Annotated in this window: 12 protein-coding genes; 4 read left to right on the forward strand and 8 right to left on the reverse strand. The window is 52.6% G+C overall.

The features are described from left to right. Window positions 1–118: 118 nt before the first annotated feature. The 6 genes from argH to B5E82_RS01250 all read right to left on the reverse strand — a co-directional run bounded on the left by argH (window position 119) and on the right by B5E82_RS01250 (window position 6,239). Complete coding sequence (argH, locus tag B5E82_RS01225; protein WP_087305493.1) at window positions 119–1,516, reverse strand: argininosuccinate lyase; 1,398 nt, start codon at window positions 1,514–1,516, stop codon at window positions 119–121. A 164-nt stretch (window positions 1,517–1,680) separates the two neighbouring features. Continuing rightward, on the reverse strand, window positions 1,681–2,319 hold the full coding sequence (locus B5E82_RS01230) for an epoxyqueuosine reductase QueH (protein WP_087305495.1): 639 nt from the start codon (window positions 2,317–2,319) through the stop codon (window positions 1,681–1,683). A gap of 3 nt (window positions 2,320–2,322) precedes the next feature. Beyond that, window positions 2,323–3,195: a M15 family metallopeptidase gene (locus tag B5E82_RS01235; RefSeq protein WP_242966213.1), complete on the reverse strand. Its 873-nt coding sequence runs from the start codon at window positions 3,193–3,195 to the stop codon at window positions 2,323–2,325. Window positions 3,196–3,260: 65 nt separating this feature from the next. Beyond that, window positions 3,261–4,088: a hypothetical protein gene (locus B5E82_RS01240; RefSeq protein WP_087305497.1), complete on the reverse strand. Its 828-nt coding sequence runs from the start codon at window positions 4,086–4,088 to the stop codon at window positions 3,261–3,263. 18 nt (window positions 4,089–4,106) lie between these two features. Then, window positions 4,107–5,531 (reverse strand): sensor histidine kinase, encoded by a 1,425-nt coding sequence (locus B5E82_RS01245; RefSeq protein ID WP_087305499.1) that lies wholly within the window; start codon window positions 5,529–5,531, stop codon window positions 4,107–4,109. A gap of 54 nt (window positions 5,532–5,585) precedes the next feature. Further along, complete coding sequence (locus B5E82_RS01250; RefSeq protein ID WP_087305502.1) at window positions 5,586–6,239, reverse strand: response regulator transcription factor; 654 nt, start codon at window positions 6,237–6,239, stop codon at window positions 5,586–5,588. A 235-nt stretch (window positions 6,240–6,474) separates the two neighbouring features. Here B5E82_RS01250 and B5E82_RS01255 point away from each other — a divergent pair, with 235 nt between their 5' ends. Together B5E82_RS01255 and B5E82_RS01260 are read left to right on the forward strand one after the other, a co-directional pair. Next, entirely contained in the window at window positions 6,475–7,242 is a 768-nt protein-coding gene (locus tag B5E82_RS01255) for an ABC transporter ATP-binding protein (protein ID WP_087305504.1), read from the forward strand. Next, window positions 7,235–8,032, forward strand: a complete 798-nt coding sequence (locus tag B5E82_RS01260) for an ABC transporter permease (protein WP_087305507.1) — start codon at window positions 7,235–7,237, stop codon at window positions 8,030–8,032. The genes B5E82_RS01255 and B5E82_RS01260 overlap by 8 nt, the downstream gene beginning before the upstream one ends. 132 nt (window positions 8,033–8,164) lie before the next feature. On the opposite strand, the gene B5E82_RS01265 is transcribed toward B5E82_RS01260, so the two are convergent. Both B5E82_RS01265 and B5E82_RS01270 read right to left on the reverse strand, forming a co-directional pair. Beyond that, window positions 8,165–8,455, reverse strand: a complete 291-nt coding sequence (locus B5E82_RS01265; protein ID WP_242966214.1) for a hypothetical protein — start codon at window positions 8,453–8,455, stop codon at window positions 8,165–8,167. Beyond that, on the reverse strand, window positions 8,421–9,761 hold the full coding sequence (locus tag B5E82_RS01270; protein WP_087305687.1) for an ATP-binding protein: 1,341 nt from the start codon (window positions 9,759–9,761) through the stop codon (window positions 8,421–8,423). Before B5E82_RS01270 ends, B5E82_RS01265 begins: the two co-directional genes overlap by 35 nt. A gap of 227 nt (window positions 9,762–9,988) precedes the next feature. Between B5E82_RS01270 and B5E82_RS01275 the strand changes: the two genes are divergently transcribed. After that, a complete protein-coding gene (locus B5E82_RS01275) occupies window positions 9,989–10,264 on the forward strand; it encodes a metal-sensing transcriptional repressor (RefSeq protein ID WP_087305509.1) in 276 nt (91 codons plus the stop codon). 428 nt (window positions 10,265–10,692) lie between these two features. Further along, complete coding sequence (locus B5E82_RS01280) at window positions 10,693–12,660, forward strand: heavy metal translocating P-type ATPase (protein ID WP_087305511.1); 1,968 nt, start codon at window positions 10,693–10,695, stop codon at window positions 12,658–12,660. The last annotated feature ends 393 nt before the right edge of the window (window positions 12,661–13,053 follow it).

The following is a 13,053-nucleotide window of genomic DNA, read 5'->3' on the forward strand; positions in this document are numbered from 1 at the left end:
TTCTCATACACTCCTCTGTCTATGTCTTTGTGACGCGTACATATGTCTTTTTCTTAAAGTATACTACCGCAGTTTTGGAAAAATTGCAAGTATTTTTTCTTTTCTGCAGCTCTGCCTTTTACTTCTCTTCCAGAACCGGGTGCTCTTCCATCCATTTCTCATTCAGAGCAATCACCTGCTCCATGGCCGCCTTTCCGGGGGCGCCCAGGGTCAAACGCTTGTTCACGCAGGTCTCCATGCTGACCGCCTCATAAATATCATTTTCAAAAACAGGACTGATAGTTTTCAGCTCTTCCAGGGACAGCTCCTCGATGGCTTTGTTCTGTTCGATACAGTAAAGGACCAGACGGCCGATGATTCCATGGGCATCCCGGAAGGGAACTCCGTGATTCACCAGATAATCCGCCGCGTCTGTGGCATTGGTAAAGCCCTTCTTGGCGCTCTCTTCCATGACTGCTTTGTTGAACTTCATGGTATCCAGCATCCCGGTAAAGAGAGCCAGGCAGCCTTTTACCGTATCAAAGGCGTCAAAGGTCAGCTCCTTGTCCTCCTGCATATCCTTATTATATGCCAGCGGCAGCCCTTTCATGGTCGTAAGCAGAGACATTAAAGCTCCGTAGACACGGCCTGTCTTGCCCCGCACCAGCTCAGCGATATCCGGATTTTTCTTCTGGGGCATGATGCTGCTTCCCGTGCTGTAGGCGTCATCGATTTCCACAAAACGGTATTCATTGGTGTTCCAGATGATGATTTCCTCAGAAAAACGGCTCAGATGCATCATAATCGTGGAAAGGGCTGACAGAAGCTCAATCAAGTAATCCCGGTCCGACACAGAATCCATGCTGTTCAGTGTCGGTCCCGCAAAGCCCAGAAGCTCCGCCGTGTATTCCCGATCCAGAGGATACGTGGTTCCCGCGAGAGCGCCCGAGCCAAGGGGACAGTAGTTCATTCTCTCATAGATATCATGGAGACGGCTCCGATCCCGCTTGAACATCTCAAAATAAGCGCCCAGATGATGGGCCAGCGTGATGGGCTGGGCCTTCTGAAGATGGGTGAAGCCCGGCATGAAAGTCTCCGTATTGTCTTTCATCAGGCGCAGAAGAACTGCCAGCAGATCCCCCACCAGGCCGTCGATGGCTGTAATCTCGTCTCTTGTGTAAAGCTTCATGTCCAAAGCCACCTGATCGTTTCGGCTGCGGCCTGTGTGAAGCTTCTTTCCCGGATCGCCTATCCGGTCGATGAGCACAGCCTCCACAAAGCTGTGGATATCCTCGTATTCATCGGTAATCTTAAGCTTTCCGCTCTCCACATCCGCAAGAATTCCTTCGATTCCGGCAAGGATGGCATCTCTCTCCTCCTCTGTCAGAATTCCCTGCTTTGCCAGCATTTTCACATGGGCCATGCTTCCCCTCATGTCCTGCTTGTAAAATTTTTTATCAAATGAAATTGAAGCGTTGAAATTGTATACGAGCTTGTCCGTCTCCTTGGTGAAACGGCCTCCCCAGAGCTGTGCCATATGTATTTTCCTCTCTTATCACTGTGATATTCCCTCGGCCGACAGGACTGGCTGAACATACGCTCCGCTGCCGCCGCTGGTGTCTGACTGGTTTTCATAGTAGCACAGTTGGAAAAGGGATTCAAGGATTTCTGAGCAGAAAAAGACCGGGATTAACATCCGTGTTAATCCCGGCCCCTTTCCTGCTCTTTCCGCTCCCGCAGGGAAAACACACAGCCGCAGTAGTCCTGCCGGTACAGTCCGTACTCCGCTGACAGTTCCGTAGAACGCTTATAGCCGTTCCGTTTCTTAAAATCACTGAACAGGTAGGGCACTTTATATTCCTCCGCCAGATACGCGCCTATCTCATTCAGCTTTTCCGCATTTTTCAGCGGACTGATAGAAAGAGTCGTAGTAAAATAGTCAAAATTCCCTGCCCGTGCCATCTGCGCTGTCTCCTCCAGCCGCAGGCGGTAGCAGCGAAAGCACCGTTCTCCGCCTTCCGGCACCCGCTCCAGCCCTTTGGCCATCTCATAAAAGCGTTCCGGTTCGTAAGGACCTTCCAGAAAAGACACGGAATTCTTCATGGGAAGTTCCCGAATCAGTTTTTTCTGTTCTTCCACCCGTTTTCCAAACTCCTCCGGGGGATAGATATTGGGATTATAATAGAATACCGTAATGGAAAAATAATCCGACAGATACTCCAGCACATAGCTGCTGCAGGGAGCGCAGCAGCTGTGCAGCAGCAGCCGGGGCGTACGCCCGGACGCCAAAACACGCTCAAGTTCCTTCTCCAGTTCTTTCTGATAATTTATCTTGTTCATTCCTTATGCCTCTCCCAGATATTCTTCCAGACAGATTCCCTGCTCCATGATTTCCCGGGCAGCTTCCCGCCCCACATAGCGGTAATGCCAAGGCTCATAAATGATGCCGGTCTCTTCCGTCTTGTCTGTGGGATACCGCAGAATAAAGCCGTATTTCCAGCAGTTTTCCATCAGCCACTGCTGTTCGGCTGTCTGTTCCTGCTTCTCATCCAGCATCTGATAATCTTTGGCCACGATATCCACAGCCAGCCCCAGATTATGCTCGCTGGTCCCCGGATATGCCACTACGGTTCCCGCTTCCTTAAGAGCCGTCCTGCTGCTCATGCCTTCTGCCTGTAGACGGCGCACCTTATCTTCATAGAGGTCTCTCTGCTTTTCAATGGTACGATAAGCCGAACAAACCCAAAAGTCAAGTCCTTCTTTTCTTCCATCAGCCAGCATTTCCTGCAGATACTTCACTGCCCGGGCATCAAAATAATAATTATTTTCGATTTCAGCAAGCTCCGGCTCATACCCTTCCTCCATAGGATGAGACGCGTTCACCAGTGTGAGCTTCCAGTCTGAGCTTTTTTCCGTCTCCCGTGACAGAGAAGCGCCGTCTGAAACCGTGCCGCTTTTTCCGTCTGCCGCCAGACCAGTCTCTTCTGCGGTCTCCTGCGCTGATGACGGAATCATTTTTCCCGCCTGAACCAGCAGTCCCGTCTCTTTCGCAAATACAGCTTTTCCAAACAGGACGCCCAGAAGAAATGTGAACAGGCAGAAGCCGAATATTTTCCTGTGGAGTGCTTTCTGCTGTCTCCGGCGCCGCTGCCCCTGTCTGCTTCTCTGGCCGCCTTTCGCCCTGCTTCCCCATTCTTCCATTCTCTGTTCTTTCATGTTCCTCTCACCTCTTGAGGAACAGTCTAACGGGAAACTGCATCAGAAATGTATCATGCTCTGTCTTATCTGGGAAGAATCTGCAGGCTTCCGTCTCCCTCGGATACAGATATCCAGTACTGAACCTCCATTCCGCTCTCATCCCCGTAATTCACGCTGACTGTATAACCCAGATTATCCAGCCCCCATCTTTCATTCACCTGAGCCCGGGCGTCGTCCCAGGTACTGCCGCTCTCTGCCTGGTTCTGTATCTCACTTTCATAAATCTTTTTCATCTCTTCATCCAGATACCCTGTCACTTCAGAATCCGAAACACTCTTTGATGCCACATGACAGCCCAGATACCCGCCAAAGCTGTCCGCCGCGTCCGTGCCGCTTCCAATTTCCTCATATACACTGCCAACACAGCTGAGGCTCAGGATCTTGCCGGTCTCATCATCCAGAGACAGCTCCATCTGTACGCCGCTGTCTGCATACACTTCTCCAGTCCATACAATAAAGGAATTTTCACTCTCCACATCCATCATAAATACAGGTGTCATAGAAAATACCGAGTCCTCCAGATCCGCAGAAGGCACTGGAAGGCCCAGCTCCGACAGCGCGTCCAGCTCGCCTGCTATCCTGGCTCCAATGGTATCCGTACTGTAATTTCTGCCTTTAGCAAGAACCATGGAATTGGAAGAAGCTCTCTGCATCAGACGGATCTTTTCTACAATCGTAAGAACCGGCTGATCGGTAAGCTCCATCTGTGACACTTCTTCCTGCTCTACCCGGCCCAGCCGCTGCTCATCCCCAAAACGGAGCAGAACCCAGGGAAGGCCAAAGCCTGCCGCTGCCGCCAGAAACAGGATGATTCCCGCTTTGACATAAGATGACCTGAAATGTCTTTTCATACTCCCGCCTCCCCGCTCTTAAGAGGGCAGCCAGACCCGGGCCAGAGTTCCTTTCCCCTGAATACTCTGAAAGCTCAAGTCTCCCCCATGCTTTTTCACAATTTCCGCGCAGATGGAAAGTCCGAGTCCCGCACCGCCCTGGCGCCTTGCCCGGGACTTGTCTACCATATAAAAAGCCTCTGTAATCCGGGAAAGCTCTTCTTCCGGCATTCCTTTCCCGGTATCCTGCACATAAAAGGAAAATCCCTGCTGTTCCGTACGTCCCAGCAGATACATCCGTCCGCCGTCTTCCATGGCCTTCCGTCCGTTATCCATCAGATTCAGAAGCACAGTCTTCATCAGGTCCGGCTCCACCAGGATCTGTTTTTCTTCCACCAGCACCTGCAGCGCAATGCCGGCCTTTTCCAGGGCCGGCTTCAGAACGCCCTGTATCTCCTCCGCCAGCCACCGGGCATTCACACTCCGCTTTTGGAGCACGCCGTGGCGGATTACCATCAGATCCAGAAGCTTAAAAGACAGAGCTTCCAGCCTCTTTCCTTCCCGGAAAATATAATTGGCGGCGGTGAAACGCTCCTCCTCGTCCATCTCTCTGGTCCGCAGCATATCCGCGTAGCCAATCATGGAAGTCAGCGGCGTCTTCAGCTCATGGGCAAAACTTCCGATAAAATCCTCCTGCCTGCGGGCCGCATCCTCAAGCTCCTTAAACTGTTTCTCCAGGTTGTCCGCCATATGGTTAAAATCCTCCGCCAGCTGGCCGATCTCATCTCCGGTCTCCACCTTTGCCCGCACTTCCAGATTTCCGCCCGCAATGCGGCGGGAGGCTCTGGACAGCCGTCCCAGAGGCCGGAGCAGCCAGACCGCGATCAGATAACAGCCAAGCCCCTGCAGAAGCAGAAGCCCCGCCATCCACCGCCGGTAAATTCCATACTGGGACTCTCGATCAGCAAAAAGCGCCGTCACATCACGGTCTGTCTCCAGGTAAAGCAGCGTTCCGTCTTCCATCAGAACCGTGCTCACCGTCGCCAGGCCGAAGCCCTCTCCGGTCCGGACCATCATCCGTGCTCCCGTCTCGCCGGAAGCAGCAGAAAAAAGAGCCTCCCGCTGGCTGTCCCTCAGGATCTCCTCCGCCCCGCTGTCGTAAAGCTCCCTTCCTTCCTGATTGTAAAGCTGAAAACGAAGTTCTGTTCCACTCATTCCCTCCTGCATGGCCTGGGCGGCGCGCCGCACATCCGTCTCGGGAAATCCGGAAGACCGGTCCTGAACCGTCGTGGTCCAGTAAGCGGCAAAGGAATACTGCAGCATCCGGTTTTCATCCGCCGCGCTCTTCACCTCTCTCTGAAAACTGGACTGAAACAGGGCTGATAAAAGCGCGTATCCCCCGATACCTACAATCAGCAGGCTGAAGGCCAGCACTGACACACAGATTTTCCAGGAAAATTTCATTTGCGTTCTCCCTCTCACAAGACCATTTCCGGCCTGACGCCGCAGGCCGGGCCGTTATCCTTCCAGGCGGTAGCCCACCTTATAAACGGTCACAATCTTATCCTCCCAGCCTACCTTTCTGCGCATGCGCTGCACATGCAGATCCACAGTCCGGCTGTCTCCCATATATTCCCCGCCCCAGATCCGCTCGTAGATCGTCTCCCGGTACAGAGCTATATTCTTGTTCCGCACAAACAGGAGCAGAAGTTCATATTCCTTCTTGGTAAGACCTACCGGCTCTCCGTTTTTCTTTACCGTATGGGAAGCTGTATCGATCACCAGATCCCCTTCCGTCAGAATCTGCTCCGTCTTGTGGTAACGACGCAGCACGGTCTCCACACGGGCCAGAAGCTCGATAATCTCAAAAGGCTTCGTCAGATAATCATCGGCTCCCAGGCGCAGTCCCTTCACCCGGTCTGTGACTGACGATTTCGCAGTCAGAAAAATCACCGGAATCTCCAGGGGCGCGATATAGCTCATCAGTTCATAGCCATCCACCTTCGGAAGCATCACATCCAGAAGAATCAAATCATAAGGGCCATTGTCCAGAGCATCCGCGGCCGCCATACCATCATAGACACAGTCACAGGCATAGCCTGCCTTCTTTAGATTTACTGCGATCAGATTGGAAATCGCGTGCTCATCCTCAACTACCAGAATCCGTATCATAGTCTCCCCTCATCCGCTTTCCATCAGAATTTGTCCGCCAGCCCTCTACAGGACCGCCATGGACCCATCCTTATTCTGCATCCAAATTGTATCATATTTGCATCATGCACAAAAGGGATAAGACTTCATAAAATAGGTGTATAACAAGCGGCCCCTATCCGCGCCTGCCGCGGCAGCGCTGTCTGGGCGGCGGTGCCGGAACAGCGGACCGCAGACACAAAAAGGAGGCATTCCCATGAATCCACTGCTGAAGCTTTCCCATGTCAGCTTCTCCTATCACGAAGCAGAGGGCGAGACTCCGGCTCTTTCTGATATATCCTTTGACCTGGAGCCCGGTAAATTTCTGGCTGTGGTGGGACCCAGCGGCTGTGGCAAATCCACGCTTCTTTCCCTGATCTGCGGCCTTCTCACTCCGGAAGAGGGAACCATTTCTCTTTTTGGCCTCCCTTTTCAGGAAGCCAGAGCCCATATCGGCTACATGCTTCAAAAAGACCATCTCTTCGAATGGCGCACCGTCTACAGCAATGTGGTGCTTGGACTGGAAATACAGAAAAAAATGACGCCCGATCGTCTGCAGAAAGTAGACGCCATGCTGGATACCTACGGTCTCTCCGATTTTCGCAACGCCCGCCCCTCTCAGCTCTCCGGCGGCATGCGCCAGAGGGCCGCTCTGATCCGCACCCTGGCTCTGGAACCGGACCTGCTGCTTTTAGACGAACCCTTTTCCGCCCTGGATTATCAGACGCGGCTTTCCGTCTGCGACGATATCTATGAAATCATAAAAAGGGAAGATAAGACCGCGATCCTCGTCACCCACGACCTGTCGGAGGCTATCAGCGTCGCCGACCAGATTCTCGTACTCTCCCGCCGTCCCGGCCGGATACAGCGGGAAGTACCCATTCATTTTGAAATGGAAAAGCGGACTCCCATGCGCGCCCGGAGCGCGCCTGAATTTCAGGAATATTTCAATCTTATATGGAAGGAGCTGAATACCAATGGCTGAGCCCTCATCTGCCCAGAAGCGCTTTTTGAAAAAACGGCAGCAGAAACTGCGGACCGTCACTCTGGTCCGCATTCTGATTTTTCTGGTCTTTCTCATGCTTTGGGAAGCCAGCACCAGACTTGGCCTGATTGATGCCTTTATTTTCAGCAGTCCGGCGAGGGTGGCCGAAACCTTTCTTTCCATGGCCGCAGACGGATCTATCTTCCGGCATATCGGAATCACCCTTCTGGAAACCCTGTTAAGCTTTTTCCTGGTCTTTGCCGCAAGCATCCTGGCCGCGGTCCTGCTGTGGATGAGCAGATCCCTCTCCCGCATCCTGGAGCCTTATCTGGTAGTCCTGAACAGCCTGCCGAAATCGGCTCTGGCCCCGCTTCTCATCGTATGGCTGGGAGCCAATATGCGGACTATCATCGTGGCAGGTATGTCCGTGGCCATATTCGGAAGCATTCTCACCGTCTACACCGGCTTTCTGGAAGTGGACCCGGAGAAAACCAAACTCATTTATACCCTGGGCGGCCGGAAAAGGGATGTGCTCACCAAAGTCATCCTGCCCGGTTCTGTGCCTATCTTTCTGAATACGATGAAAGTCAATATCGGCCTCTGCCTGGTGGGCGTCATCATCGGCGAATTCATCGGAAGCCGGGAAGGACTGGGCTATCTTATCATCTACGGGAGCCAGGTCTTCCAGCTGGATATGGTGCTGATGTCCATTGTAATTCTCTGCATCCTGGCCATGTGCCTGTATCAGTGCCTGAATCTGGCGGAAAAACTGTATCTGAAAAAAATCTGAACAACTGACTTCCACTCCCCAGACGCCGGAGCCCCTGTCAACAGGTCCCTGCGTTTTCGGATGGGAAAACAGGAGATGCAAAAGCACCTCCTGAGATACATAACTCTTATCAGTCTGCCAGCTCTTACCGCTCTAAAAGGCCCGCAGCACCGCAAGAATGTAGGGCGCGCCAAACACATTCAGAGCTTTCGCCCCCGTGACGGCCGCCGGATTTTCCTGAATTTTCTCCAGCGCCCGGCTGACTGTGGCCTTTGTAATGGTCTTGCTCCTCCGATCGATTACTATTTCCCCTCCCCGTATTTCGTAGGTAAAGGGAAGTCCCTTTGCTGTATAAAAGGTCTTATGCTGACGCTCTTCCATCCGCCGCCACAGCTCCTCCAGATCCCAGTCAAGCACCGGGCTTTCTTCCATGCTCTGTCCCATAGAACTCCTTTCCCGCCAGATAATTGATAAACTGCTGCGCCGTTCGTCCGGAGATACCGCCGTGGCTCATCTCCCACTTGTTCGCCTCCGCGCAGAGTTCCTGCTCCGACAGCGTAATTTCCGGATACCGTCTGGCAAGCTCCGTCACAATCCGGAAATATTCCTTCTGCGTCGGCTTGGAGAAGCTGATGGTCACTCCAAAACGGGCCACCAGGGAAAGCTTTTCCTGCATGGTATCCGAGCGGTGCATACCGTCATCCTGCTCCATGTCGCTGCGGTCGCTCCAGGTCTCCCGGATAATGTGGCGCCGGTTTGAGGTGGCATAAATCAGCACATTGTCGGGCTTCGTCTCCATACCGCCCTCAATCACAGCCTTCAGATATTTATACTCTATCTCAAATTCCTCAAAGGACAGGTCGTCCATATAAATAATAAAGCGGTAATTCCGGTTTTTAATCCGTGAAATCACTGCGGACAGATCCTGGAACTGGTGCTTGTAGATCTCGATCATCCGAAGCCCCTGATCGTAATATTCGTTCAGGATAGCCTTGATGCTGGTAGATTTTCCGGTACCGCTGTCACCGAACAGAAGCACGTTATTGGCCGGAAGTCCCTTCACAAAAGCTTCCGTATTGTCCACCAGCTTTTTCTTCTGAATCTCATAGCCGATCAGGTCATCCAGAACCACCTGATCCGTATTGTTGATGGAAAGGAACTCCACCTTCTCCCCGTATCTCTGGATGCGGAACGCCTTATTGAGACCAAACATGCCCACACCGTAAGCCTTATAGAAGTCCGTGATAATCCGGAAGATCTCCTCCTCATCCTCCGCGCCCTCAATCTGGCGGCTCACCGCCTGGACCTTTTCACTTACATTTTTATTGTACATGCGCTCCTTTTTCCCGATGGCCTTATAATGGCAGATGGTGGAAAAGCAGTCGATGCCCAGATCCCGTTCCATGGGGCCGAAATCAAAATTAAACAGATTTTTAAATACCCGGAAATCCCCCTTTGCGAAGTGATTGACGCTGCCGTTATTGGCGCCCACCTTCTCGCTTGTCATGCTGAAGGAATTCTCATTGGTCAGCAGAATAAAGGTCAGATAATTATGCCACAGATTTTCGTCAAAGCCATAAAGCGTTGCCAGATCAAGCAGGGCTTTCATCTGCTCATAAATTCTCGTCGTCAGCTCCGCTTTCGTTCCCACACCGTTTTCATAATCCTCAAATATTCCGGCAAGCCTCCGAAGAATGCTGTCCTCGCCAAGATCCCGGTATAATATCAGCTTTGCAACTTCTTTATACATCTTCGTTTTTATCTCCTTTGCAGACTGTACTTCTCTGTGAGCCAGGGCCGCAGGCCGCCGCCCAGAGACATCTGAAACCATTATAGCGCGATTCCCTGCTCCTGTCATGTCCATTTTCCGCATCCATTCTTGACAGCCTTTCGGATTCCCCCTATAATTTATCTGAATCCGCCTGCCAGCGCGGGTATGTTCCGGAACGCTGACAGCAGTTAAGGAGGCAGGCAGCTATGAGACAATGTATGGACGCAGACAATCTGCACCGCAGACTGAAAAAAATCATCGGCCAGGTTCAGGCCATCGACCGCATGGTAGATGAGGATGTGCCCTGTGAGGACATGCTCTCTCAGATCAACGCAGCCAAATCAGCGCTCCACAAGGTAGGCCAGATCGTTCTGGAGGGCCATATCCAGCACTGTGTCCGGGATGGAATCGAACACGGAGATGTGGATAAGACGATTGAAAATTTCACAAAAGCCGTAGAACGCTTTGCGAATATGGGATAACTATTTCCCGCACCTGTACCGTACACAGGCGGCAGAATCCCGGCGGCTGCTTCTATAACAGCCGGCCCGCGGCCGCGGGCCGGCCGGATGCCGCATCCGGTATACCTCTCCCGCCATGCTCCGCCCGGTACCTTCCAGAAGGGTGTCTCCCATTTCTTAATTTTTTCACATTCTGCTTTTTGCATATCCCCCTCTGTTTTTATCAAAACTGTTTTCTCTGTTTTTAAGCAGGCATTCTGTTTCATTTTGTCAGGCAGAACTGCAGCGCCGCGTACAAGGGACCGTACGCCTCGGCCCTGCTGATTCCGGTACGCCGGGCTTTCTGCGGAAATGAGAAAATCTTTTCTTGACACCTATACCCGTATAGGTATATAGTGGTGGTAACAAACCAATACCCCTATGGGTATGTACGTAAAGGAGTCTGTCTCATGAAACGTCTGACTGATACACTGGAAGCCTTTCTGGAACTGGGCGGGACCAGAAAAGAGATTATCCTGCTCATTATCTCCGGAGCGGCCCTCCTACTGAGCATCTTTCACCCCGTCCGGCTGCCCTTCGACGCAGCCTGGATCGCCATTATTCTCTGCGGCGTCCCAATTATTCTGGAAGCCTTCATCGGTCTTGTCACCGCTTTCGATATCAAAGCCGACGTACTGGTCTCCCTGGCTCTGATTGCCTCCGTCTGTATCGGAGAAGATTTCGCGGCCGGAGAAGTGGCTTTTATCATGCAGCTGGGCGGCCTGCTGGAGGATCTGACCGTGGCAAAAGCACGGGCCGGTATCGAAAAACTGGTAAAGCTCACACCGCGCACAGCCCGGGTTCTTTCTTCCGGGGGTGAAAAAATCATTCCCGCCGAAGAGGTGAAAGTCGGGGACCGCATCCGGGTTCTCCCCGGTGAAACCGTTCCCGTGGACGGACGCATCCTGTCCGGCCAGACCTCAGTCAACCAGGCTGTCATGACAGGGGAATCCCTGCCGGTAGATAAGGCTGCCGGAGACGATGTATCCAGCGGAACCGTAAACCAGTTCGGCGCTTTTGAGATGGAAGCCGTAAAAGTAGGCGAGGACAGCTCCATTCAGCGCATGATCCGCCTTGTCCAGTCCGCAGACGCCGGAAAAGCCAAAATCGTAAGCCTGGCGGACCGCTGGGCCACCTGGGTCGTCATCATTGCCCTGACAGCTGCCCTTCTGACCTGGATTTTCTCCGGGGAAGTCATTCGCGCCGTCACCATCCTTGTGGTCTTCTGCCCCTGCGCCATGGTTCTTGCCACACCCACCGCTATCATGGCTGCCATCGGAAACGCTACGCATCACGGATTTCTGATCCGGGAGGGCGACGCCCTGGAGCGTCTTGCCTCTGTAAAACGGATTGCCTTTGACAAGACCGGAACGCTGACCTACGGCAGACCGGAAGTCACGGCAGTCAGAAGCCTTTCTTCCGACTGGACGGAAGAACAGCTTTTCGCTTTCGCCGCTGCGGCAGAGCAGTTTTCCGAGCATCCGCTGGGAAAAGCTGTCATGCGGGACTTCAGGGCTCAGAAGCAGACCGATAAACCTGCTTCAGAAACTTCAGAATCCCTGAAATCCACGAAAACCTTAGAACTTCTTCAGGCGGATTCCTTTCAGATGATTCCCGGACAGGGCGTATCCGCCCGGATCGAAGGAAAGACGATCCTGGCCGGCAATCAGAAGATGCTGAAAGAAAACTGCCGTTCTGTGCCGGATACCTTGTTCCGTGAGGCAGACGAATATCTGGAAAAGGGCTGCACCATCATCTATCTGGCCGCGGACGGGACTGCGGCAGGTTTTCTGGCTCTTTCCGATACCGTCCGCCCGGAAAGCGCGCAGACGATTGCCTGGCTGAAGACCCTGGGCGTACAGCCGGTGCTTCTGACCGGCGACCACGAAAACGCGGCCCATACCATCGCAAAAAAGCTGGGAATTGACGACGTACAGGCGGGCTGCCTGCCGGAGGATAAACTGACTCTCATCGATATGTTCCAGAAAAACAAAGAGGCTGTCTGTATGATCGGGGACGGAATCAATGACGCCCCCGCCCTGAAAAAGGCAGATGTAGGAATCGCCATGGGCGGCGTGGGAAGCGACATTGCCGTGGACGCGGCCGACATTGCTCTGGTAGACGATCAGGTACAGGAACTGCCCCATCTTCTGGCCCTGTCCAGGCGTATGATGCTTACGATCAAATGCAACCTGTCCTTCTCCCTGGGCCTGAACCTGATTGCCATTGTACTGGCCATCACCGGTATTCTCGGTCCTGTGGCCGGAGCGCTGGTCCATAATGCCGGATCTGTGGTTGTCATTATTCACTCTGCAATATTATTGAAATGGAGGAAAAAGATACCCAGTCTAAAAACATTTACCGCGCAACCACAGTGATTGGCGTTATCATTGCTGTTTTCTTTATAGCGGGAATTCCTTGTGGCGCGGATGCTTCTTTAAAATTCCATACAAAAAATTTCCCAGGCTCCCGTTCCTGTGGCACAAAGGTTCGGGAGCTTTTTTCTTCTATTATTAAGAATTTCTGAAGATTCCCTCATTCGTATTGACAATTTCATTGTTCTGCACTATTGTATTAATCAAGTAATACAATAATACAAAAGCATATCCTGACTCCCCTGCCGGAGCAGGATGCGGGGGCGGTTTACTATATATGGAAATACCCCCCTCGGAAAAAATTGTCCATATTTACGGGCAGCGCACTATTCAAGGAAATACCCTTCGGGCAAGGTGAATTTGCCGGAACGGCAAAGAAAAGGTGCCCTGGGGCAT

Origin of the sequence: Lachnoclostridium sp. An138 (assembly GCF_002160765.1) — a bacterium.
Lineage (GTDB): Bacteria > Bacillota > Clostridia > Lachnospirales > Lachnospiraceae > Laedolimicola > Laedolimicola faecalis.